Below are 24,688 nucleotides of genomic sequence, written 5' to 3' on the forward strand. Positions count from 1 at the left end.
GTTCGTACAGCATTCACGGACGCCGTCCGGCTGTCATACCCTGCCGACAATGCTAAGGTTCTGCCTGGCTTTTGTACTTCTCCAAGGAAACCCTTATGCCGGACGCCCAGTCCCTCAACGCTGCATTCATGGTGGTCCAGAGCAATAGCCTGGACGAACTGCGCAGCCTTGTGATCAGCATAATGCGGCGCTACCCACTGGCACCGCTGGAGAACGAAATCGCTCTGGTGCAGAGCAACGGCATTGCTCAATGGCTCAAATTGGCTCTGGCTGAAGATCCAGAGGACGACGACCTCGGAGGTTGCGGCATCGCGGCAGCAATTGATGTGCAACTGCCAGGCAGTTTCATGTGGCAGCTATACCGCATGGTGCTGGGCCGAGATGAAATTCCTCCCAAATCCCTGCTCGATAAGGCCCCGCTGACCTGGCGCCTTATGCGCCTGCTCCCTCAGGTCATTGATCGTCCGCATTTCGAGCCGTTGCAACGTTTCCTCACCCACGACGCCGACCTGCGCAAGCGCTACCAATTGTCCGAACGCTTGGCGGATCTGTTCGACCAATATCAGGTGTACCGGGCCGACTGGCTTGAAGACTGGGCAGAAGGCCGGCATCAATTACGCAATGTGAGGGGGGAAGTAAAACCATTGCCGGCGACCAGTTGCTGGCAGGCAGAATTGTGGCGAGCGCTGCTGGATGACGTGGGCGAACAAGGTATGGCGCAGAGTCGTGCCGGCGTTCATCAACGGTTTATCGAGCGCATTAACAACCTCACCGAAGCGCCTGCGGGATTGCCATCGCGAGTGATCGTTTTCGGGATTTCTTCGCTGCCAGCCCAAGTGCTTGAGGCGCTGGCCGGGCTTGCGCGTTTCAGTCAGGTCCTGCTGTGTGTACACAACCCGTGCCGCCACCACTGGGCCGACATTGTCGCCGACAAGGATCTGCTGCGGCATCAATACAAACGGCAATCGCGCAAGACTGGAATGCCCGCAGTACTGGACCCTGAAACACTGCATCAACATGCCCATCCACTGTTGGCTGCATGGGGCAAACAAGGCCGGGACTACATCAACCTGCTCGACAGTTACGACGATCCCAATAGCTATCGGGCGGCTTTTCGCGATGGCCGCATAGATCTGTTCAGCGAAACTCAACCACGCAATCTGCTCAATCAACTACAGGACGATATCCTGGAGTTGCGTCCACTCAATGAAACACGTGAACACTGGCCCGCCGTCGATCTGGCACAGGATGAGTCGATCCGTTTTCATATTGCCCACAGCGCTCAACGTGAAGTCGAAATACTGCACGACCAGCTCCTGGCACGCTTCAGTGCCAATCCGGATCTGCGTCCCCGCGATGTGATCGTGATGGTGCCTGACGTCGATAGCTACGCGCCGCATATCCGCGCGGTTTTTGGTCAGCTTGATCGCCATGATTCGCGGTTTATCCCCTTCACATTGGCAGACCAGGGACAACGTGGCCGTGATCCACTGCTGATCGCGGTCGAACACCTGCTCAAGCTTCCTGACAGTCGTTTCCCGGTCAGTGAAATTCTCGACCTGCTCGATGTTCCTGCACTCCGCGCTCGCTTTGGTGTAGAGGAGCGCGACCTGCCAACACTGCACCGCTGGATCGAAGGCGCGGGCGTGCGCTGGGGCATGAATGCCGAGCAACGTGCGGGCCTGGGGTTACCCGACGAACTAGAGCAAAACAGCTGGCATTTCGGTCTGCGCCGCATGCTTCTCGGTTACGCCGTTGGCAGCGCCAATGCGTGTGAAGGGATTGAACCCTACGATGAAATCGGCGGACTCGACGCCGCACTGATCGGGCCGTTGGTGGCTCTGCTCGATGCCCTGGAGCTCGCCCACCAGCAGCTCACCCAACCGGCCCAACCCAAGGAATGGGGATACCGGTTGCAGGCGCTTATGCAACTGTTCTTCAAGGCCAGTAACGAGCATGACGACTACCTCTTGACCCAGCTCGAAGAGCTGCGCGAAACCTGGCTGGAAACCTGTGACGCTGTAGGTCTGGCGGATGAGCTACCGCTGACAGTGGTTCGTGAAGCCTGGCTCGCCGGTCTGGACCAGGGGCGTTTGTCTCAGCGTTTTCTGGCCGGTGCCGTGAATTTCTGTACGCTGATGCCCATGCGCGCCATTCCATTCAAACTGGTCTGCCTGCTGGGGATGAACGACGGGGATTATCCCCGCGCGCAGCCGCCGCTGGACTTCGACCTCATGGGCAGCGATTACCGTCCGGGAGATCGCTCGCGGCGTGAAGACGACCGGTATCTTTTACTCGAGGCACTTTTGTCGGCACGCAATCAGCTGTACATCAGCTGGGTGGGGCGCAGCATCCGCGACAACAGTGAGCGACCGGCTTCAGTGTTGATTGGCCAACTGCGCGATCATTTAGCTAGCGGTTGGCGATTACTCGATGAAAACCGCGATCTGCTGAGTGCCATGACCCAAGAGCACCCGCTGCAACCGTTCAGCGCGCGTTATTTTCATGACGGCGATCAACTCTTCAGCTATGCCAGCGAATGGCAGGTTCTGCATCAACAGCATGAGCCTCAAAACGAAGCGCAGTTACTCACCCCTTATGTGCAAGAAGAGCCGTTGAGTCTGGCGTTGTTGCAGGACTTTTTGCGCAATCCGGTTCGGCACTTTTTCACCCAGCGTCTCAAGGTGTATTTCGAGGCCGCCGAAGCACCGCTGGCTGATGAAGAACCCTTCGTGCTTGACGCATTGCAGCGTTACACGCTCAGCGACAGCCTGCTTGAAGCCGCTCTCAGGCAACCCGAAAATGTCGAACAGGCGCTGACTGCCCAGGCCCGACGTCTGCAGAACAGCGGCCTGTTGCCAATGGCCGGGTTTGGCGAGTGCCTGCAACGAGAGTTGATCGAACCCCTGCCGGATCTGCTGCAGCGTTATCAACAACTGCTGACACTGTGGCCGACCCCGTTGAGCGGTGCGACGCCGATCAACCTTGAGTTGCAGGGCTTGCGCCTTGAAGGCTGGCTCGCCGGTTTGCATCAGCGCGCCGACGGTGGTCTGTTGTCGATCACGACCATTCCCAACAGCATTGGCTCGATCAAAAGCCGTAAATGGCATCGCCTGACCAAACCTTGGGTCAATCATCTGGTGGCCTGCGCCAGCGGACTTTCCCTGAGCACCGCGTTGGTGGCCAGCGATGACACGCTGCTGCTTGAACCGATGGAGCAAGATCGAGCGATACGTTTCCTCAGTGATTTGCTCCTCGCCTGGCAGGCGGGTATGCGCCAGCCACTGCCGATCGCAGTCAAAACCGCCTTTGCGTGGCTCTCTCAGAGCGACCCGCTGAAGGCCGAAGCGGCGGCGCGTAAAGCCTATGAAGGTGACGGGCAGACCAGCGAAGGTGAGCGCCGCGAGAGTCCCGCATTGTCACGGCAATTTGCCGACTTCGAGGCATTGCTCGCCGACGAGACGTTCTCCGGTTGGTGCGACGCTTTGTATCGCCCGTTGTATGAAGCATCTTGGCGTTCGCTGTCCACCGAAGGGGCTAGGGCATGAGTACACAGACACCCCTCGCACTGGCATTCCCGCTACAGGGCAGCCAGTTGATCGAAGCCAGTGCCGGTACCGGTAAAACGTTCACCATCTCGGCTTTGTATCTGCGGCTTATCCTTGGGCACGGTGACGAGGAGAGTGGATTCGGCCGTGAATTGCTGCCACCACAGATTCTCGTGGTGACCTTCACCGATGCCGCGACCAAGGAACTGCGTGAGCGCATACGCACGCGTCTGGCTGAGGCCGCTCGATTTTTTCGTGACGAAACGCCTGCGCCCGATGCACTGATCGCCGAATTACGTGGTCAATTCGACCCCCAACAATGGCCCGGTTGCGCCAACCGCCTCGATGTCGCTGCGCAATGGATGGACGAGGCCGCCGTTTCGACCATCCACAGTTGGTGTCAGCGCATGCTGCGCGAGCACGCGTTCGACAGTGGCAGCTTGTTCACCCAATCCCTGGAAACTGACCACAGCGATTTGCTCGGCGAAGTGCTGCGCGATTACTGGCGACTGTTCTGTTACCCGATGCAGGGCGATGCCTTGAATTGGGTTCGCAGCAATTGGGGGGGGCCGGCGGCGTTGTTGCCTCGCGTGCGCGGCCTGTTCGCCAGTGAGCGTGACAGCGACGAGGGCAAAGCGCCCGCGGAGCTGATCGATGAGTGCCTGCAAGAACGCCGCGCGGCGTTGATCGAACTGAAAATGCCTTGGCGCCAGTGGGCAGACGAGTTGCTCGCCATCTGCCAACAAGGCGTTGCGAGCAAAACCGTCGACGGGCGAAAAATGCAGGCGCGTTACTTCGAACCGTGGTTCGAAAAGCTCAAGGCATGGGCCGAAGACGAGACCCTGGAGCAACTGGATATCGGCACCGGTTTCACCCGACTGACCCCCGACGGTATGGCCGAAGCGTGGAAAGGCCAGGCGCCAGGTCACCCCGGCCTGGACGCGATGCCGAAGCTCAAGTCGAGCCTCGATGCCTTGCCGACCCCCGATGCCGCTGTGCTGCAACATGCCGCCAAATGGGTAGGCGCTCGCTTTGAAGAAGAGAAGCGGCGTCGCGCCGAGATGGGCTTCGACGACATGTTGTTGCGCCTGGATGCCGCACTGCAATCCGACGGAGGCGAACGTCTTGCGACGTTGATTCGCGAGCAGTTCCCGGTCGCGCTGATCGATGAGTTTCAGGACACCGACCCGGTGCAGTATCGAATTTTCGAAAGCATCTATCGCATTGAGGAAAACAGTCCCGAGACCGGCCTGTTTCTGATCGGTGATCCGAAGCAGGCGATCTACGCTTTCCGCGGTGCAGACATCTACACCTATCTGCGCGCGCGTCAGGCTACCACTGGCCGACTGCATACGCTGGGCACCAACTTCCGTTCCAGCCACGGCATGGTCAACGGGGTCAATCATGTATTCGCACGCGCCGAGTCCCGAGAGCAGGGCCGCGGCGCGTTTTTGTTCCGCGAGAAAAACGGCGAAAACCCGGTGCCGTTCCTCCCCGTCGAATCCCAGGGGCGCAAGGAACAGCTGCAGGTTTGCGGGCAAGCAGTCGCGGCGTTGAATGTCTGGCACTTGTCCACCGACCAGCCGATATCGGGCGCGGTCTATCGCCAACAGTTGGCAGCCGCGTGCGCCAGCGAAATCACCGCGTTGCTCAATGGCGGGCAAAACGCTAGCGCAGGTTTCACTCAGGACGGCAAAGACTTCAAAGGCCTGAGGCCGTCCGACATCGCGATTCTCGTGCGCGACGGCAAAGAGGCCCAGGCCGTACGCGGTGAACTCGCCGCCCGTGGCGTGCGCAGCGTTTACCTGTCGGACAAGGATTCGGTATTCGCGGCGCAAGAGGCTCACGACCTGTTGTCCTGGCTCAAGGCCTGTGCCGAGCCGGATGTCGAGCGCTCCCTGAAAGCCGCATTGGCCTGTATCACTCTGAACCTGCCATTGGCCGAACTGGAGCGTCTGAACCAGGACGAACTGGTCTGGGAAACCCGGGTCATGCAGTTCCGTGGCTATCGCGAGCTATGGCGCAAGCAAGGCGTGCTGCCGATGTTGCGCCGTCTGCTGCACGACTTCCATCTGCCGCAAACCTTGATGACACGCACCGATGGCGAGCGTGTCCTGACCAACCTTTTGCACCTGTCGGAATTGATGCAGCAAGCAGCAGCGGAGCTGGACGGTGAACAAGCGCTGATTCGCCATCTGGCTGAACTGCTGGCAGTGTCTGGCCAGGCTGGCGAAGAGCAGATTCTGCGTCTGGAAAGTGATGAGCAACTGGTCAAGGTCGTGACTATCCACAAGTCCAAAGGCCTGGAATATCCATTGGTGTTCTTGCCGTTCATTTGCTCGGCAAAACCCGTGGATGGCAGTCGCTTGCCACTGCATTATCACGACGCCGAGGGCAAGGCTCAGGTGAGCCTGAAGCCAACCGGCGAGCTGATTGAGCAGGCGGATGATGAGCGTCTGGCCGAAGACCTGCGCTTGCTCTACGTTGCGTTGACCCGCGCGCAGCATGCCTGCTGGTTGGGCGTGACGGATCTCAAACGGGGCAATAACAACAGCTCGGTGCTGCACCTTTCGGCGCTGGGCTATCTGCTCGGCGGTGGCGCATCGCTGGGCGAGTCCAGCGAACTGAAACGCTGGCTGCAAGACCTGCAACAAGACTGCCCGGCCATCCACATCGATGAAATGCCCCAACCCACCGACGAGCATTACCAGCCGCCACGCAATGACGCCGTGCTGAGCGCCACACTGTTGCCCAAGCGCAAGGCCAGCGAAAACTGGTGGATCGCATCCTACAGCGCTCTGCGTATCAGCGACGTATTGAGTGTCGGCAGCGATGAAGCGCCGGACAGCCCGCAAGCGCAAAAGCTGTTTGATGACGAACGCCTCGACCCTGATGCACCACGGGAAATCATTGCCGGCGGTGCCGATATCCACCGCTTTCCGCGCGGTCCCAATCCCGGAACGTTTCTCCACGGTTTGCTGGAATGGGCCGGTGATGATGGCTTTGCCGTTTCCCGCGAGGCGCTGGAGGATGCGATTGCCCGGCGCTGCAACCTGCGCGGCTGGGAAGGCTGGATCACCACCCTGAGCGATTGGTTGCAGCATCTGCTCACATCGCCATTGCCGATCGCTGGCGGGCAACCGCCGGTTGTTCTTGAGCAACTGAAGCAATATCGGGTCGAGATGGAATTCTGGTTCGCCAGCCATAAAGTCGATGTACTCAAACTCGACGAACTGGTGCGTCAGCACACTCACCGGGGTGTAGCCCGCGTGGCGGCAGAAGCGGTGCAACTCAACGGCATGTTCAAAGGCTTCATCGACCTGACCTTTGAGCACGATGGTCGTTATTACGTGGCGGACTACAAATCCAATTGGCTTGGCGTAGATGACCTGGCCTATACCGAGCAGGCCATGGAGCAGTCGATCCTCGACAACCGTTATGACCTGCAATACGTGTTGTACCTGTTGGCGCTGCATCGCCAGCTCAAGGCACGACTGCCGGATTACGATTACGACCGGCATGTTGGCGGCGCGTTGTACCTGTTCCTGCGCGGCACCCGCGCTGACAGTCGCGGGGTATATTTCGCCCGTCCACCCCGTGAACTGATCGAGCGTCTCGACCGTATGTTTCAAGGAAAACCCGAGCCCAAGTCCGAACCCGCCTGGGAACAGGGAGTCCTGTTATGAGCCGTACCTTTGCCGATCTGCTCCCTACACCGCTGGCAGCCGACAGCCTGTCGAGGCTTGCGCCGCTGACCCGCGCCGATGACCTGTTGATATTGCTCACTCGTTGGGTCGAGCGTGGCTGGCTGCGTGCATTGGACAAAGCATTCGTCGCGTTCCTGCACGAACTTGAGCGTGATACGGATCCGCTGGTGCTGCTCGCTGCCGCCCTGACCAGCCATCAATTGGGCCACGGTCATGTCTGTCTTGATCTGTACGAAACCCTGAAAGCTCCCGACTTCGCGCTGTCGCTGCCCCCTGAAGGTGACGTGCAAGGTGGTGTGCTGTTGCTGCCTTCGCAATTGCTTGAGGCGCTCGACGGTGCTCACTGGTGCAAAGTGCTGGCGGGCAGTTCACTGGTCGCACTCGCGGCGGATACCAGCGATAGCGCACAGCAACGCCCGCTGGTGTTGTCGGGCAAACGTCTCTATCTGCGACGCTACTGGGCCTATGAACGACGCATCGATACGGCGTTGCGCCAGCGCCTGCAGCAAGTCGAACCAACACCGGACGATCTGCCGCAGCGCTTGAATGAACTGTTCGGATCAGCCAAGGCGGGGGAAGTCATCGACTGGCAGAAACTCGCCTGCGCCCTTGCCACTCGCGGCGCCTTCAGTATCGTCACCGGCGGTCCGGGTACCGGCAAGACCACCACAGTGGTGCGTTTGCTGGCCCTGCTTCAGGCACCTGCAGTCGCTGCCGGTCATCCGCTGCGGATTCGTCTGGCGGCACCGACAGGCAAGGCTGCGGCGCGGTTAACCGAGTCCATCAGCCAGCAAGTGCAGTCGCTGAAAGTTACCGAAGAGGTGCGGGCGAAGATTCCTTGTGACGTCACCACCGTGCATCGCCTGCTGGGCAGCCGACCCGGCACCCGCCATTTCCGCCACCACGCCGGCAATCGCTTGCCACTGGATGTGTTGGTGGTCGACGAAGCCTCGATGATCGACCTGGAAATGATGGCCAATCTGCTTGATGCCTTGCCACCCCATGCACGCCTGGTCTTGTTGGGCGACAAGGACCAACTGGCCTCTGTGGAGGCCGGTGCGGTGCTGGGGGATTTGTGTCGTGACGCCGAGGGTGGCTGGTACAGCCCACACACCCGCCAATGGCTGGAGTCGGTCAGCGGTGAGTCGTTGCAGGACAGCGGCTTGCATGCGGACGTCGATGGCGCTCACCCGCTGGCCCAGCAAGTGGTCATGCTGCGTCACTCCCGGCGCTTCGGCGAGGGCAGCGGGATCGGTCAGCTCGCACGTCGGGTCAACCAACAGTTGCCGGATGAGGCGCGCCAGTTACTCACCGCCGGACACTATGACGATGTGTATTCGTTGCCGCTCAAGGGCGAACAGGATCACAAGCTGGAGCGTCTGTTGCTGGAGGGGCATGGCGATGGCCCACAGGGTTACCGCCATTATCTGAGTGTGCTGCGAGATCAGCGTCCACCCTCGGGCCGACCACTCGAGCATCCGGACTGGGTTATTTGGGCCCGCGAAGTCTTGCAGGCATTCGACACCTTCCAGTTGTTGTGTGCCGTGCGCAAGGGGCCTTGGGGTGTCGAAGGCCTGAATCAGCGGATCACCGCCGCATTGCTCAAGGCGCATCTGATTGAAAACGATCAGCAATGGTACGAAGGCCGTCCTGTCCTGATGACTCGTAACGATTACGGTCTGGGCTTGATGAACGGCGACATCGGGATCGCCCTCAAGCTGCCCGAGCGCGAAGGTCCGGATGCGGGCAAACCGGTATTGCGCGTGGCGTTCCCGCGCAACGACGGTCAGGGCGGCGTGCGCTTTGTATTGCCGAGCCGCCTCAACGACGTCGAAACCGTCTACGCGATGACGGTGCACAAATCCCAAGGCTCGGAATTTGCCCACACGGCGCTGATTCTGCCGGATGCCTTGAATCCGGTGCTGACCAAAGAATTGATCTACACCGGCATCACCCGGGCCAAGCATTGGTTCACCCTGATTGAATCCCGACCGGGGGTGTTCGAGGAGGCGGTGCAGCGTAAGGTCAAACGCCTGAGCGGGCTGATGCTGGAACTGGAGGAGGGGAGCGCGTCTGCGAGGTGAGAATCCCGACGATTGACGGTGATTACTGACCGACCGGTCAGATGACGCTGTATCGCTGGCGTATCAACGCTGTGCTATCGTTGCGGCATCACTTCGGTACGATCCAAGAGAATCCCTGCATGAAGGTGTCTGTCTGGGCGACAGGGCGCGTAGTTGTCTGCAAGCACGCGTTGCTTGTCGGTCTGCTCTGGTTGTTGACGGGCGCGGCTGTCGCGCAGTCGCAAGCGCCGACGGGCATGGCCGAACAACGGGCCAAATCTGTCACTCAGGTCGTTCTGGGTATTCTCAGCTACGCGCGCTGGCCGGTGGAACCCGCGCAATTGCGTCTGTGCATCGTCGGCCCCACTGAGTACACCGACGATCTGGTCAAAGGCACCACTCAAGCCAGCGGCCGGCCGGTGGCCGTACGCCGTCTGCTGGCCGACAACCCGGCCATCGTCGGCGAGTGCGATGCGGTGTACATCGGCAAGCTCACGGCGGATGAACGCACTCGCTTGTTCGCTTCGCTGATCGGTCATCCGGTGCTGAGCATCAGCGAAGGTGGCGATCAGTGCACCGTCGGCAGTCTGTTTTGCCTGCGCGTTGGCGATGAGCAAGTGTCCTTTGAAGTCAACCTCGACTCCGTTGCCCGCAGCGGCGTGCGCATTCACCCGAGCGTGCTGCAGCTGTCGCGTCGCAAACCGGCGGCGCCATGAAACTGTTCCCAGCGAAAAACCGCCCAACCCTGGGCTCGGTCATTGGTCGAGGGCATTTGACGGTCGCGCTGGTAGGCGTGGCGATGGCCAGTGTTTCGCTGACGTTGCTCGGTGTATTGGCGCTGCGGGTTTATGCCGATCACAACCTGCATTTGATCGCCCGCTCGATCAGCTACACCGTGGAAGCTGCGGTGGTTTTCAACGATAAGACGGCCGCCAACGAATCGCTGGCGCTGATTGCTTCCGCCGAAGAAGTCGCTGATGCCCAGGTGCTGGACAGCCAGGGAAAACTGCTCGCGCATTGGCAACGCCCGGAAAACGGCTTGTTCTCTGAGCTGGAAATGCAGATCACCCGCGCCGTCCTGGAAAAACCCATCAGCCTGCCGATCGAGCATCAGGACCGTGAAATCGGTCGCGTGCTGCTCACCGGCCATGGCGGCAGCCTGATGCGTTTTCTGCTCAGCGGTCTGGCAGGGATCATCCTCTGTACCGCAATCAGCGCCTGGGTCGCGCTCTACCTGGCGCGGCGCCAGTTACGCGGCATCACCGGCCCCTTGCGCAGCCTGGCCGCCGTGGCCCACGCCGCACGTAGCGAACGCGCGCTGGACCGCCGCGTGCCGCCGGCGCAGATCGCCGAACTCGACAACCTCGGCAATGACTTCAACGCCTTGCTCGACGAACTGGAGTCGTGGCAAACCCATCTGCAAAACGAAAACGAAACCCTCGCCCACCAAGCGACTCACGACAGCCTCACCGGTCTGCCAAATCGCGCCTTTTTCGAAGGACGGTTGATCCGCGCGTTGCGCAATGCCGGCAAACACGATGAGCGCGTGGCCGTGTTGTTTCTCGACAGTGATCGCTTCAAAGGCATCAACGACAACTTTGGTCATGCCGCCGGTGATGCGGTGCTGGTGGCCGTGGCCAATCGCGTCCGTGCGCAATTGCGCGAAGAGGATCTGGTGGCGCGGCTGGGCGGTGACGAGTTCGCGGTTCTGCTCACGCCGCTGCACAAGGTCGAAGATGCCGAGCGGATTGCCGACAAGATCCTCGCCAGCATGGACATGCCCATCGCGTTGCCGGGCGACACCAGTGTGGTGACCTCGCTCAGTATCGGCATTGCGGTGTTTCCCGATCATGGTGTCACGCCAGGGGCCTTGCTCGATGCCGCCGACGCGGCGATGTATCAAGCCAAGCGTCTGTCGCGCGGCGCTCAATTCACGGCCGGGGCGGAGCACTCGGTCGATTCCGTTCAAACCAGGAGCTGACTCTCGTGTCCACACTGACCATTCGATCTTTTTACGCTGTGCTGTTGATGGCCGTTCTGGCCCTGACAGGTTGCCAGACCGCGCCGCAAAAAGGCCTGAGCCCGGTGCAAGTCGCAGTCCTCAAACAACAGGGCTTTGAGCTGACAGACGAGGGCTGGGAGTTTGGCCTGTCCGGCAAAGTGCTGTTTGGCAGCGACGTCGAAAGCCTGAACACTCAAAGCACCGAGATCGTCGAGCGCATCGGCAAGGCATTGCTGGGTGTCGGCATCGAGCGCGTGCGGGTCGATGGTCACACCGATGCATCGGGCAAGGAAACCTACAACCAGCAATTGTCGTTGCGCCGTGCGAAAAGTGTCGCCAACGTCCTGCGCACGGTCGGCATGAAGGACGAGAACATCCAACTGCAGGGTCTGGGCAGCAAAGAGCCGGTGGCGTCCAACGATACGGCGGCCGGTCGCACGGAAAACCGCCGTGTGTCGATTGTGGTCAGCGCCGACTAATCGGCGAACTGCATGTCGCGGGTCTGCCCCATCAGCAGACCCTGATTGCGCTCAGTCACCTCACGGATGTAATCCCACAACAGGGTGATCCGCTTGAGCTTGCGCAGATCCTCCCGGCAGTACATCCAGAACTGCCGGGTGATGTCGATGTCCTCCGGCAACACCGGCAGCAGGCGTGGATCCTGCGCGGCGAGGAAGCACGGCAGAATCGCCAGAGAACGCCCTTGCTGCGCCGCGACGAACTGCGCAATCACGCTGGTGCTGCGCAGATGCGCGTTAGCGCCGGGCAGCACGTTCGCCAGGTACAGCAGCTCCGAGCTGAACGCCAGGTCATCCACATAACTGATGAATTGATGCTTGCTCAAATCGGCCGGGCGGCGGATCGGTGGGTGTTTGTCCAGATAGTCCTGGGTCGCGTAGAGCTGCAAACGGTAGTCGCAGAGTTTGCAGCAGACGTACGGCCCATGCTCCGGGCGTTCCAGGGCAATGACGATATCGGCCTCGCGCTTGGACAGGCTGATGAAGTGTGGCAGCGGCAGGATGTCCACCGAGATCGCCGGGTAGGCGTCGACGAAATGGCTCAACTGCGGGGTGATGAAAAAACTGCCGAAGCCTTCGGTGCAGCCCATGCGCACATGCCCGGAGAGTGCCACGCCGGAGCCGGAGACCTGCTCGCAGGCCATGTGCAGCGTGCTTTCGATCGACTCGGCATAACCGAGCAGGCGCTGGCCTTCGCTGGTCAGGACAAAACCGCTGGTGCGCGACTTTTCGAACAACAACGTGCCGAGTGCCGCCTCCAGCGAACTGATACGCCGCGACACGGTTGTGTAGTCGACAGCCAGCCGTTTGGCGGCGGTGCTGGCCTTGCGGGTACGGGCGACTTCGAGAAAAAACTTGAGGTCGTCCCAGTTCAGCGAGCCTAGAGAGGTGATGTTTTTTTGCATGATGGACGGGCTTATATGTGCGTTCTTATTAGAAGTTTGCACATCTATACTCCAAAAACAGTCCGACAACCAATTCGTGACACACGCCTCATCTCAAGGCGAACCTTTCGCCTTGGCTCCTACGATAAAAACAAGTTTCGGAGACCAGCATGAACGCATCGCTTACGCCCAACGACACCACGCTGCAAAAGGTCAAACTGCTGATCGACGGCGAATGGGTCGAGTCGCAGACCGCCGAGTGGCACGACATCGTCAACCCGGCGACCCAGCAAGTGCTGGCCAAAGTCCCGTTTGCCACCGCCGCTGAAGTCGATGCCGCCGTCAGCGCCGCCCAGCGCGCTTTCCAGACCTGGAAACTGACTCCGATCGGCGCGCGCATGCGCATCATGCTCAAGCTGCAAGCGCTGATCCGCGAGCACTCCAAACGCATCGCCGTCGTCCTGAGCGCCGAGCAGGGCAAAACCATTGCCGACGCCGAGGGCGACATCTTTCGTGGTCTGGAAGTGGTCGAGCACGCCTGCTCCATCGGTACCCTGCAAATGGGCGAATTCGCCGAGAACGTCGCCGGCGGCGTCGATACCTACACCTTGCGTCAGCCGATCGGCGTGTGCGCCGGCATCACCCCGTTCAACTTCCCGGCGATGATTCCGCTGTGGATGTTCCCGATGGCCATCGCCTGCGGCAACACCTTCGTCTTGAAGCCCTCAGAGCAGGATCCGCTGTCGACCATGCTGCTGGTTGAGTTGGCGATCGAGGCCGGCGTTCCGGCCGGTGTGCTGAACGTGGTTCACGGCGGTAAAGACGTGGTCGATGGCCTGTGCACGCACAAGGACATCAAAGCGGTGTCGTTCGTCGGTTCGACCGCAGTGGGCACTCACGTTTACGACTTGGCTGGTAAACACGGCAAGCGCGTGCAATCGATGATGGGCGCCAAGAACCACGCCGTGGTGCTGCCAGATGCCAATCGTGAGCAAGCGCTGAATGCGCTGGTCGGCGCCGGGTTTGGTGCCGCCGGGCAACGTTGCATGGCCACCTCGGTGGTGGTGTTGGTCGGTGCGGCGAAACAATGGCTGCCGGACCTGAAAGCGCTGGCGCAGAAACTCACCGTCAACGCCGGTAACGAGCCGGGTACCGATGTCGGCCCGGTGATCTCGAAGAAAGCCAAGGCGCGCATTCTCGAGCTGATCGAAAGCGGCATCAAGGAAGGCGCCAAGCTGGAACTGGACGGCCGCGACATCAAGGTGCCGGGCTACGAGCAAGGCAACTTTGTCGGCCCGACCCTGTTCTCGGGCGTGACCACCGACATGCAGATTTACACCCAGGAAATATTCGGCCCGGTGCTGGTGGTGCTGGAAGTCGACACCCTTGATCAGGCAATTGCGCTGGTCAACGCCAACCCGTTCGGCAACGGCACCGGCCTGTTCACCCAGAGCGGTGCGGCGGCGCGTAAATTCCAGACGGAAATCGACGTCGGCCAGGTCGGCATCAACATCCCGATCCCCGTACCGGTACCGTTCTTCAGCTTCACCGGCTCGCGCGGTTCGAAACTCGGCGACCTCGGCCCGTACGGCAAGCAAGTGGTGCAGTTCTACACGCAGACCAAAACGGTCACGGCGCGCTGGTTCGATGACGACAGCGTCAATGACGGCGTAAACACCACCATCAACCTGCGCTGAGGAACTGCCATGAAAATCGCATTTATCGGTCTGGGCAACATGGGCGCGCCGATGGCGCGCAACCTGATCAAGGCCGGCCACTCGCTGAATCTGGTCGACCTGAACAAAACCGTGCTGGCGGAGCTGGAGCAACTGGGCGGCAGCATTCGTGCTTCGGCGCGTGAGGCTGCCGAGGATGCCGAACTGGTGATCACCATGCTGCCGGCCGCTGTGCATGTGCGCAGCGTCTGGCTCGGTGAGGACGGTGTGTTGGCTGGTATTCGCCAAGGTGTGCCGGCAGTGGATTGCAGTACCATTGATCCGCAGACGGCCCGCGATGTGGCAGCGGCTGCGGCGAAACAAGGCGTGGCCATGGCCGATGCGCCGGTGTCCGGTGGCACTGGCGGTGCAACGGCGGGGACGCTGACCTTCATGGTCGGCGCCACCCCGGAACTGTTCGCCACCCTGCAACCGGTGCTGGCGCAAATGGGCCGCAACATTGTGCATTGCGGTGAAGTCGGCACCGGGCAGATCGCCAAGATCTGCAACAACCTGCTGCTGGCCATCTCGATGGTTGGCGTCAGCGAGGCGATGGCGCTGGGCGATGCACTGGGCATCGACACGACTGTGCTGGCCGGGATTATCAACAGTTCAACCGGGCGCTGCTGGAGTTCGGAGATGTACAACCCGTGGCCGGGCATCGTCGAAACGGCGCCGGCCTCGCGCGGTTATACCGGCGGGTTCGGCGCGGAACTCATGCTGAAGGATTTGGGGCTGGCGACCGAAGCGGCGCGTCAGGCGCACCAACCGGTGGTGCTCGGCGCGGTGGCGCAGCAGTTGTATCAGGCGATGAGCCAGCGCGGCGACGGCGGGAAAGACTTCTCGGCAATCATCAACAGCTATCGCAAGCCTGCAATAGAAGGGCAGCGCTGAACAAACTGTGGGAGCGAGCCTGCTCGCGATGACGGCGGTTGTTTCAACAAGGAAGTGACTGACCGTCCGCTTTCGCGAGCAGGCTCGCTCCCACAGGAGGATTGCGTATATCAGACATTGTTTGCCGGGAAATCACGTCGGGTGATCTCCCGGCTTTTTTGCATCAGGCAAACACGAAATATTTACGCACGGTCTCGACCACTTCCCACGTGCCTTTCATCCCCGGCTCAACCACGAAGATATCGCCAGCACGCAGGTGGATCGGCGCCATGCCGTCCGGAGTTATCACGCAGTAGCCTTCCTGGAAATGGCAGTACTCCCACTTCACATAATCGACGCGCCATTTGCCCGGTGTGCAGATCCACGTACCCATGATCTTGCTGCCGTCTTCGCTGGTGTAGGCGTTGAGGTTGACGGTGTGCGGGTCGCCTTCGAGTTTTTCCCATTTGCAGGCATCGAGTACCGGCAGCGGATGGGTGTCGCGTAGAACGGTGATAGGGGCGGTCATGTGTCGGCTCCAGACAAGGCGATCAAACGGAAGCTGCACCCTATAGCGCCGTGCTTCTGCCCAGATGTCTGTGCTCGACATGCAGATATCCATAAACGCTGCCAAGTTTTATGGATGGAGGCGTAAACCTTCCAGCAAAATCAATTAACGGCAGTATTGATCTAAAACAAAGGTTATGAAGTTATAACTATTTTACTTGTCTGGTTTTTGCTTTTAGTACGTCGGTTCCGTTGCGTCCTTAGTTACTTTCGATAGTCAGCCTGCCTGATAGCGCGGGCGCCCCACCATACCCCGTCTTTGTTAAGTAAATAAGTCGTTCACCGCACCAGGGAGGTGCGGTGTCTGTGGGGTTTTGCAGACTTTTTTCGACTTGTAAAAAAACCTTGAATAGTTCGTTGACTCTCCCCTTAAGGGCAGAGTTTAGATTCCCGCCGCGTAAGAAGTTGCTGTGGGAAAAGTTACTTTTCATAAGCCGAAATCATGAAGTAGTCACGACATATAGGGAGATAGAAATGAACAATCCATTGGACTTGGAACATGTCGTTGCCAGCACTCGCGAAATCCTCGCACAGCTGTTGGTGATGGATGCGAATGACATCGAAGAAAACAGCAGCATCGTCGAAGACCTCGGTGCCGACTCGCTGGACATCGTCGACCTGAGCTTCCAGCTGGGCCGCCAATATGGCTGCACACTGCCGAAAACCAGCGTGCTTGACCACGCGGTGGCGGTTTGCGGTGATGCCAGCGAGTTTCTCGCCAACGGGCGCATCACCGAAAGCGGCAAGCACCTGCTTGAGCAAAGCCTCAGTGCCTACACCCCGGATCAACTGAAGGCGGGCATGCAGCCGGCGCAAGTGTTCGCCGCGACCAGCGTGCTGAACTGGGCCAACCAGTGCCGTAATCTCTTCAACTACCTGCCGGCCACGTGCCCGGATTGCAACGCTCACCAGGCGATTCTGAACGAGCGCCAGCAAGTGGTCTGCGGCGCGTGCAGTGCGCGTCTGGTGCCGACGGATGGTGATGAAGTTTCCCGTCAATTGGTTGAGCAGTTTGTCACCACTCACGCCAAAGAAGCGGTGTAGGAGTTCTCATGCGGGCACGAGAAGTCTATGTGAGCGGGTTCGGTCTGGTGGCGCCCATGGCGCTGGACGCTGCCACGTTGTTCGAGCGGATTTGCCGGAAGCAATCCTGTGTCCGCGAACATCCTCGGTTCAAGGCGCTGGGATTCAACAACAGCGCCGCCGGTTTTATCGATGATACGCAGTGGCAGCGGATCGGGGCCGGTTTCGGTGGCAACGCGGCGCTGCACCCACGGCAAAGTGTGCTGGCCGAATACGTTGCCCGGCAGGCGCTGGAGCACGCCGGTCTGACGCCAGCAGACTTTGCCCACAATCGCAGCGGTCTGTTTCTGGGCGCCAACAAGTACTGTGCCGACAGCCACGACCTGCAGCGACTCAGCCGTTGCATGGATGAGGCCGGACGCGTCGACCTTGATCGTCTGCTGGACAGTCCGGCAGCGTCCAGCGCGCCCTTTGTCCGGCGGGTCGATCAACAGACGCAACACCTGGCCGATCGGCTTGGTATCCGCGATCACATCTCGACCCATTCCGATGCCTGTGCCGCCGGCACCATGGCCATCGGCAGTGCTTACAGGGCCATCGAGCGCGGAGAGATCGATCTGGCTATCTGCGGCGCCGTCGAACTGATGGCCAACGAACTGCCTTATTACATGTTCAACAGCCTCGGCGCGCTCTGTCAGGCCGACTTGCCGGCGAGCGAACAAAGCCGCCCGTTCATGCCTGACCGTAGCGGTTTTGTCCTCAGCGAAGGTTCGGCGATGATCATTCTCGAATCCGCTGAACACGCCCAGCGCCGCAAGGCTGCGCCACTGGGCCGGGTGTTGGGTTACGCGAATGTCTGCGAGGCGCAGAAAATGACCTCCAGCAGCCGCGACGGCAGTAAATATGAGGAATGCATGGAAGCAGCAATCGAAGATGCCGGGCTGCTGCGCAGCGCCGTGCAACACGTCAACACCCACGGCACCTCCACGCAGGCCAATGACAGTTGTGAAGCGTTGGCACTGCAGCGTCTGTTCGGCGGGTGCCAGGACTTCATGACCTTCACCGCCAACAAGTCCGCCATCGGTCATTCGCTGGCCGGCAGTGGCGCGATCGAAGCGGTGCTGTCGCTGATGAGCCTGCGTGACGGTGTGCTGTTGCCCACCCTGAATTACGACCCCGAGCGTGCCGAATACCCTTCGCTGAAATTCTTGAGCGAGCCGGTGCGACAGCCCATCAGCGTGGTGATGTCCAACTCGTTCGGCTTCGGCGGCATCAACAGCTCGCTGGTTCTGGGGAGGGCATGACATGAACCGAGCCATCTATCTCAATGCCGCTGCGGTGCTGAATGTGGCGGGCAGTGAATGCGCTGACTTGCTCGGCACACCCTGCGCGGCGCAACCGCTGGCCTTTGACGCACAGCGTCAGGCGTTTGCCTTGCCGACGCCGCGACTGGCCAGTGACCTGTTTGATCGCAAGATCCAGCGCAGCGTCGAGCCGCAGGGCTTGCGCCTGTTGCATTGCGCCGCACGGCTGGCGCCAGCATTGGCGGCGCTGCAATTGCCGGCGTCACGCATTGCCCTGACAGCGGCCATTCCCGAAGTCGACGCGCCGAGTCCTTGCTGGGACGCGGTGCAGGCGATCATCGAACAGCCGCAAAAACAATTGGCGCAGTTATTGGCCAACACGCCGCCTCTGCATGCGCTGACCCTGCTCAACAGCAGCGTCATGGCCTATGTGGCTGAAGCATTGAATTGCCACGGGCCAATGGGTGGATTTTGTTCTCAGGACAACGCCGGGCTGGATGCGCTGATCGAAGCTTGCCAGCAGATTGGCGAGCGGCATGCCGACGCCGCGCTGGTGCTCAGCAGCAGCCCGAACCTGACCCCGGCCCTGTACCTGCGTGAACCCGATCAGGCGAGCGAACCGATTTTCGGTGAGGGCGCCGCCGCGCTGCTGCTGGCGTCGACACCAGCGCCGGGTGCGGCATACGCCGTGCGCATTGCCGGATTTGCCCGTGGTTACAGCACCGATCCGCAACGCTCTGTGGCGGTGGGTCGGCGCGTGATCGACCAGGTCCTGAGTGTGGACAAACTGCGGGTCGGTGACGTCGAGCATATCGTCGGCAATTGCGCTGACAGGCAAGTGATGAAGCTACTCGAAGCTTTCCCGCGCGAGATTCGCAGTACCCGCGCCATGACCGGCGAACTGGGCGCCAGCGGCTTGCTGACCGAGGTCGCACTGACCTTGCACCTGAGCCGTGAAGTAGCGGCGACGCCGGGCTACACGCTGCTCGTCAGCCACACGCGCGCCGGTCACTGGGGCGCATTGCTGTTGGCCAGTGAAACCATGGAGAAGCACGCATGAGTGCGACACGGATTGTGATCACCGGATTGGGCGCCGTTACCGGGTTCGGTTTCGAATGGCAGACCCTCTGGGAAAAAATGCTCGGCGCCGAACATTGTGTTCGACCGTGGCAACCCGACGACCTGCAAGAGGCGTCGTTCGCGGTGCGCTACGCGGCACCGGTCGACATGAGCCTGTTGCCGGAAAAACTGCACAACCATCCGGCATGGACGATGCCACTGGAAAAGCGCAGCCGCTTTGGCTGGGTGGCTGCCACGCAGGCAGTGGGTGACAGCGGCTTGCAGCCAGAGCAGTTGCGAGGCGCGGCGGTGCTGTGTGCCTCGGGAGCACCGCAGCACATGCTCGCTGACATGCTGCTGACCGAAGCCCCGAATGGCGGCACCCCGAGCTGGTCCTACCTGATGTCGCGGGCCGGGCAAGTGAATGCCGATGGCTCGCTGCGTCAGAGCAACGACCGTCTGGCGCGGGTAATCGCCGACGACCTGGGCTGTGAAGGGCCGGTGATCAATATCAGCAGTGCCTGTGCCGGTGCTTCACAAGCCATTGGCAACGCCTTTCAGATGATTCGTCGCGGAGAAGTCAGCGTTGCGCTGGCGGGTGGCGCCGACTCGGTGCTCAACCTCGACACCATGGCGGCGTTGTATCTGTTGGGTGCCGCTTCGGGCGAGCAACGTTGGGGCGCGGATCTGTGCCGCCCGTTTGATCGTGACCGCAGCGGTCTGATTGCCGGTGAGGGCGGTGGTTTTGTCGTGCTGGAAAGCCTCGAACATGCCTTGGCCCGTGGCGCCACGCCGTATGCCGAAGTATTGGGTTTCGGCAGCAGCCTGGACGCTTACAAAGTCACCGCACCGCAACCGGAAGGACGCGGTGCGGCACTGGCGATGCAGGCCGCGCTGGATGACGCCGGTTTGCGTGCGCAGCAGATTGATCTGATCAACGCCCACGGCACCTCGACTCCGCTTAATGATGTCGCCGAGACCTTGGCGATCAAAAGTGTGTTCGCCGAGCACAAGCATTATCGAACCCTGGCCGTCAGCGCCAACAAATCACAGTTCGGTCACCTGATCGCGGCCGCTGGCGCACCGGAATGCATCGTCACCGCGTTGGCCTGCCTCAACGATCTGGTCACGCCAACGGTGAACCTGCATGACGCTGACGAACAGTGCGATCTGGATTATTGCGCCGGGCAAGCGGTCAGCCGCCGAGTGGATTACGCGCTGAGCAATTCCTTCGGCTTCGGTGGCCTCAATACCTCGCTGGCCCTTGGCAAATATCGGGAGCAAGGACTATGACTGACACCTCTGTACGTGTCGCGATCGCCGGCAGCGGTTGTGTCTTGCCCACCGGCTGGGGCGTTGAGGGTTTCTGGTCGGCGGCCCGCGAAGGGCGCAGCGCAATCTCGCCTCTGAACTCATCGCAGTTCCACAGCGAGCGCGTCACCGCGTTCGGGCACATCGCTGATCGAGATCATCAACGTAGCCGTCAGGACGTTGCGCAAAACCTCCAGCGTTACTGCCCGCCGGCAGTGATCTGGGGCGTCAGTGCGGTGCGCCAGGCGCTGGCAGAAGCCGGGCTTGAGCCGGGTCGCGACAACGTGCGTTTTGGTCTGTATTGCTGCCAGGGCGGTTACACCCATCCCTCGCTCGCGTCTTACGGCGAACTGCTGCACGAATGTCAGACCGAGACAGGTGCCGACATGCAACGTCTGGCCAAACGCGTGTTGCAGGAACGTGCACTCGACCCGTTTCTCGTGCTCAAGAGCCTGAGCAACGGTTTGCTCGGCGTCGTCAGTCTGGCTTTGAAGCTTGAGTGCGAATGCAACGCCTACATGCAAGGCGTGGCCGGCAATCTGGCGGCGCTGCGCGAAGCCTGCGCGGCGTTGCAGAGCGGTCGGATCGACGCGGCCATTGTGGTGGGCGCGGGCAGTGAACTGGATCCGCTGGCGCTCGCCGCACTGGCCGAGGCGGGGGTGATCAGCACCGAAGGGTCGCCAAGCCTGCGTGCCTTTGATCGCCAGGGCAGTGGCGGTATTGCCGGCGAAGGTGCGGCGGCGCTGGTGTTGCGCCGCGCCGATGACCTGCCAGCAGGCCCGCAAACCTGCCTGACCGCTCTGTTCGCACATCCGCGCCTGGACTCGCTGAACCTGCCGGACAAACAGGTGGATCTGCTGATCAGCAGCGCCACTGGCGAGCCGCAAAAAGATTCCGATCTGGCCCGCACGCTGGCACGAACCGGTGCCGCGCACATCACCAGCAGCACGCCGCTGACCGGCATTCTGAGTGGTGCACCGAGTCTGGTTGATCTGATCTTCGCCCGGCAGGCCTTGCAGGCGCAGAGCATCCCGCCGGTCAGTGGTCTGGAGCAACCGCTGGATGCGCACTTGCCGTTCGTGATCGGCGGGCTGCGCGATGCCGTGCTGCACGATTGCCTGGTGATCAACCGTGACGACAACGGTTTCAGCGCCGGTTACCACCTCGAATTTCACGCGGCCGACTGACCGTCGGCACGCAACGAAACGCATCTGATTTTTTACTCAAGGGATAGAACTGTCATGGATTACCGCGATTACGTACGGCCGAAATTCGTTGAATTGATGCAGGCCCTGGGCCTGGAGTGCCAGTTCCACAGAGCGCTGGGCAGTAAATTGTTTTACCGCGACCGCCAGGGTGAAGAGGTGACTGTCACTGACTTCCTCGGCGGTTACGGTGCCGCGCTGTATGGTCACAACGATCCGCAATTTGTCGATCAACTCGTCGACCTGCTGCGCGCCGATGTGCCGTTCAACGCGCAGATGTCGGTGCGCGGTGCGGCCGGTCAGTTGGGGCGTGAACTCAGTGAAGCGTTCAACCGTGAGCTGAACAACAGCGAACGCTACATTTCGACCTTCTCCAACAGCGGCGCCGAGTCGGTGGAAATCGCGGTCAAGCACGCCGAATACCGTCGTCAGAAAAATCTGCAAAAGCAATTCGACGAGCGCGATTTTGCCCTCGCCAATCTGGTTGCCAGCGACAAGGCATACGTCGAACTGGACATCGACGATCTCGATTTGCCCGCCGGTCTGCTGCCGCAGAATCTGTCCTGCGTCACCGTGCGCCAAGTGGCCGAAGCGGTGCGTCAGCACAACCTGGCGCAGTTGCATGTCGAGCCGGTGTTCCTGGCTGTGCGCGGCAGCTTCCACGGCAAACTGGTGAACACCGTTCAGTTGACCTATGGCAAGCAGTACCGCAAACCGTTCGCCCGTTTCGGCCTCAACGTCGAGTTCATCGACCCGCAGCAACCCCAGCAATTGCAAGAGTTGCCGGCCCGTCACGTGCGTCACTGGCTGAGTCTGGAATGGAGCGGCGAAACCCTGCAAGTGCGCCGCGAAGCATTCAGTGCGATCACCGCCGTTTTGCTCGAGCCGATTCAGGGCGAGGGCGGCATCAACGAGTTCGCCAATGAGTTCTATCTGGGCCTGCGGCGCCTGTGCAACGAGCAGCAATGCCCGCTGATCATCGATGAAGTGCAATCGGGTTTCGGCCGCACCGGCACCTTGCTCGGCGCCAGCCATTTCAACTTGCAGGGCGATTACTACTGCCTGTCGAAAGCCTTGGGCGGTGGCCTGATGAAGATTGCCGCGACGGTGATTCGTGCCAGCCACTACGAAAACGATTTCAGCTACATCCACAGTTCGACCTTTGCCGAAGATGATGCGTCCTGCCATATCGCCCTGTCGGCCTTGCGCCGTCTGTTCGAGAACGATAGCGCGATGCTCAAGGACGTGAACAAAAAGGGCGAGTACCTCAAGGCTTCGCTGCTGGAACTCAAGGCGGCCTATCCGGACGTGATCGCCGACGTGCGCGGGCGCGGCTTGCTGCTGGGCTTCGAACTGCACGACCTGACCGGCACCAGTTCACTGGTTCAGGCATCGGCGCAGTACAACGATGCGCTGGGCTACATCATCGCCGGCTACCTGCTGCAATTCGAATCGCTGCGTGTGGCGCCGTCGGGCAGCAACGCCAATGTGATCCGTCTGGAACCGCCGGTGTGCATCACCTTTGCGGAAATTGACGGGTTGATCGCTTCGCTGCAGAAAGTCTGCGACATGTTGCGCCGCCGCGATGCCTTCCCGCTGGCGGCTGGTGTGTGTGCCGACAGCATCGCGCAAGTGCCGGCCCGCGAGGTCAGCTTCAAGGAGGCCGAAACCCGCCCAAAGTCTGACGAGAACGTGCGCGTGGTCGCTCGCGTGGCGTTCATCAACCATCTGATTGATTCGGACATGCTCAGCGACGTCGATCCTTCACTGTCGACCCTGAGCGCTGAACAGAAACGCGAGTTCATCAAACGCATGGCCCCCGAGCGCCGTGCCGCGCCAATCGGCCCGGTGCAGATCCGCTCGAAACTCGGCACTGCCGTGGAGTTCACCTTGTACCCGCTGTGCATGGATTCCGATGCCATGGCGGCGTACATCGCCAGCGGCGATCTGCAAACCATCCGCGAAGAAGTCGGCAATCGCATCAAGGATGCTCGCGCTGATGGCTACACCGTCGCCGGGCTGGGCATGTACACCTCGATCGTCACCAACAACTGCCAGGCCTTGCAGATTCCTGACATGGCGCTGACGTCCGGTAACGCGCTGACCATCGGCATGGGCCTGGAAGCCATCGAGCAAGGCTGCAAGCAGCAAGGCCTGGAACTGAGCGAGCAGACCGCTGCGGTGGTCGGTGCGGCGGGCAATATTGCCTCGACCTACGCCTCGCTGCTGTCGACCAGCGTCGAGCACCTGATCCTTATCGGTAGCGGCCGCGACGGTTCCTTGCGTCGTCTGGAAAAAACCGCGCAACAGATTTACGCCGAAGCCGCCCGCGCGATCCTCAAGGGTGTCGCCGAACACGATCGCCTCGCCCGTCGCCTGCAGCAAATTGATGGAATCGATGCGCTGTTGCAGGCCCACGGAAGCAGTGCCGATCTGGGGCTGCGCGTAGCGAAACTGGTCGAAGAACGCCTGGGCGCCAATGCCTTCATCACCGTCAGCAACGATCTTGAAGTGCTGAAACAGGCGCGCATCGTGCTCTGCGCGGCGAACGCACCGCAGCCGTTTCTCTTTGCCGAGCACTTCGCCGAAAACAGCGTGATCTGCGACATCGCCGTGCCGCTGAACGTTGACCAGAACCTCGCCAGCCAACGCAGCGACGTGCTCTACATGCACGGCGGCATCGTGCAGACGCCGCTGGGCGATGGCCTGGTGAAAAACGTTCGCGCCTATCTCAAGCAAGGTCAGTTGTACGCGTGCATGGCCGAGTCGGTGCTGATGGGCCTGTCCGGGATGAAACAGCACTACTCCTATGGCGACATCAGCCGCGAGCAAGTGCAGCAGATTCGTGCACTGGCCGCGACTCACGGCTTCAGCCTCGCGCAGTTCAAAACCGACAACTCGCTTTAAGG

At 60.8% G+C, this 24,688-nt stretch carries 16 protein-coding genes; 14 read left to right on the plus strand and 2 right to left on the minus strand.

Annotated elements, in window-relative coordinates; all coding sequences use genetic code 11:
• Positions 1–95: 95 nt before the first annotated feature.
• The 6 genes from recC (at position 96) to QZR14_RS08915 (ending at position 11,799) form a co-directional block, all read left to right on the plus strand.
• Positions 96–3,548: an exodeoxyribonuclease V subunit gamma gene (gene recC, locus QZR14_RS08890; protein WP_311996349.1), complete on the plus strand. Its 3,453-nt coding sequence runs from the start codon at positions 96–98 to the stop codon at positions 3,546–3,548.
• Positions 3,545–7,234 (plus strand): exodeoxyribonuclease V subunit beta, encoded by a 3,690-nt coding sequence (gene recB, locus QZR14_RS08895; RefSeq protein ID WP_311996350.1) that lies wholly within the window; start codon positions 3,545–3,547, stop codon positions 7,232–7,234. The genes recC and recB overlap by 4 nt, the downstream gene beginning before the upstream one ends.
• The gene (recD, locus tag QZR14_RS08900; protein ID WP_311996351.1) at positions 7,231–9,339 is read left to right on the plus strand and encodes an exodeoxyribonuclease V subunit alpha; all 2,109 of its coding nucleotides are present in this window, start codon (positions 7,231–7,233) and stop codon (positions 9,337–9,339) included. Before recB ends, recD begins: the two co-directional genes overlap by 4 nt.
• 119 nt (positions 9,340–9,458) lie before the next feature.
• Positions 9,459–10,034 carry a YfiR family protein gene (locus QZR14_RS08905; protein ID WP_311996352.1) on the plus strand — a complete coding sequence of 192 codons (576 nt, stop codon included), beginning with the start codon at positions 9,459–9,461 and terminating at the stop codon, positions 10,032–10,034.
• Positions 10,031–11,299, plus strand: a complete 1,269-nt coding sequence (locus tag QZR14_RS08910; protein ID WP_250607024.1) for a diguanylate cyclase domain-containing protein — start codon at positions 10,031–10,033, stop codon at positions 11,297–11,299. Before QZR14_RS08905 ends, QZR14_RS08910 begins: the two co-directional genes overlap by 4 nt.
• A 47-nt stretch (positions 11,300–11,346) precedes the next feature.
• A complete protein-coding gene (locus QZR14_RS08915) occupies positions 11,347–11,799 on the plus strand; it encodes an OmpA family protein (RefSeq protein WP_311996473.1) in 453 nt (150 codons plus the stop codon).
• Here the strand turns inward: QZR14_RS08915 and QZR14_RS08920 are convergent.
• Positions 11,796–12,743 carry a LysR family transcriptional regulator gene (locus QZR14_RS08920; protein WP_250607025.1) on the minus strand — a complete coding sequence of 316 codons (948 nt, stop codon included), beginning with the start codon at positions 12,741–12,743 and terminating at the stop codon, positions 11,796–11,798. The two genes, QZR14_RS08915 and QZR14_RS08920, sit on opposite strands and share 4 nt — an antisense overlap.
• Before the next feature lie 149 nt (positions 12,744–12,892).
• Here QZR14_RS08920 and QZR14_RS08925 point away from each other — a divergent pair, with 149 nt between their 5' ends.
• Together QZR14_RS08925 and mmsB are read left to right on the plus strand one after the other, a co-directional pair.
• Entirely contained in the window at positions 12,893–14,419 is a 1,527-nt protein-coding gene (locus tag QZR14_RS08925; RefSeq protein ID WP_311996353.1) for a CoA-acylating methylmalonate-semialdehyde dehydrogenase, read from the plus strand.
• A gap of 9 nt (positions 14,420–14,428) precedes the next feature.
• Positions 14,429–15,331: a 3-hydroxyisobutyrate dehydrogenase gene (mmsB, locus tag QZR14_RS08930; RefSeq protein ID WP_134174425.1), complete on the plus strand. Its 903-nt coding sequence runs from the start codon at positions 14,429–14,431 to the stop codon at positions 15,329–15,331.
• Between the two features lie 163 nt (positions 15,332–15,494).
• Here the strand turns inward: mmsB and QZR14_RS08935 are convergent, their stop codons facing one another.
• On the minus strand, positions 15,495–15,839 hold the full coding sequence (locus QZR14_RS08935) for a cupin domain-containing protein (protein ID WP_003177747.1): 345 nt from the start codon (positions 15,837–15,839) through the stop codon (positions 15,495–15,497).
• A gap of 512 nt (positions 15,840–16,351) precedes the next feature.
• Between QZR14_RS08935 and QZR14_RS08940 the strand changes: the two genes are divergently transcribed.
• The 6 genes from QZR14_RS08940 to QZR14_RS08965 are packed head-to-tail and all read left to right on the plus strand — an operon-like array spanning position 16,352 to position 24,686.
• On the plus strand, positions 16,352–16,921 hold the full coding sequence (locus tag QZR14_RS08940) for an acyl carrier protein (RefSeq protein WP_250607027.1): 570 nt from the start codon (positions 16,352–16,354) through the stop codon (positions 16,919–16,921).
• An 8-nt stretch (positions 16,922–16,929) separates the two neighbouring features.
• Positions 16,930–18,204, plus strand: coding sequence for a beta-ketoacyl-[acyl-carrier-protein] synthase family protein (locus QZR14_RS08945; protein WP_311996354.1), 1,275 nt, complete (start codon positions 16,930–16,932; stop codon positions 18,202–18,204).
• A gap of 1 nt (position 18,205) precedes the next feature.
• Positions 18,206–19,264 (plus strand): beta-ketoacyl synthase, encoded by a 1,059-nt coding sequence (locus QZR14_RS08950; RefSeq protein WP_311996355.1) that lies wholly within the window; start codon positions 18,206–18,208, stop codon positions 19,262–19,264.
• On the plus strand, positions 19,261–20,556 hold the full coding sequence (locus tag QZR14_RS08955; RefSeq protein WP_311996356.1) for a beta-ketoacyl-[acyl-carrier-protein] synthase family protein: 1,296 nt from the start codon (positions 19,261–19,263) through the stop codon (positions 20,554–20,556). Before QZR14_RS08950 ends, QZR14_RS08955 begins: the two co-directional genes overlap by 4 nt.
• Entirely contained in the window at positions 20,553–21,761 is a 1,209-nt protein-coding gene (locus QZR14_RS08960; protein ID WP_311996357.1) for a beta-ketoacyl synthase N-terminal-like domain-containing protein, read from the plus strand. Before QZR14_RS08955 ends, QZR14_RS08960 begins: the two co-directional genes overlap by 4 nt.
• A 54-nt stretch (positions 21,762–21,815) precedes the next feature.
• Positions 21,816–24,686 carry an aminotransferase class III-fold pyridoxal phosphate-dependent enzyme gene (locus QZR14_RS08965; RefSeq protein WP_250607031.1) on the plus strand — a complete coding sequence of 957 codons (2,871 nt, stop codon included), beginning with the start codon at positions 21,816–21,818 and terminating at the stop codon, positions 24,684–24,686.
• Positions 24,687–24,688 lie beyond the last annotated feature (2 nt).

The sequence above is a fragment of the Pseudomonas sp. rhizo66 genome (genome assembly GCF_031931925.1).
GTDB lineage: Bacteria > Pseudomonadota > Gammaproteobacteria > Pseudomonadales > Pseudomonadaceae > Aquipseudomonas.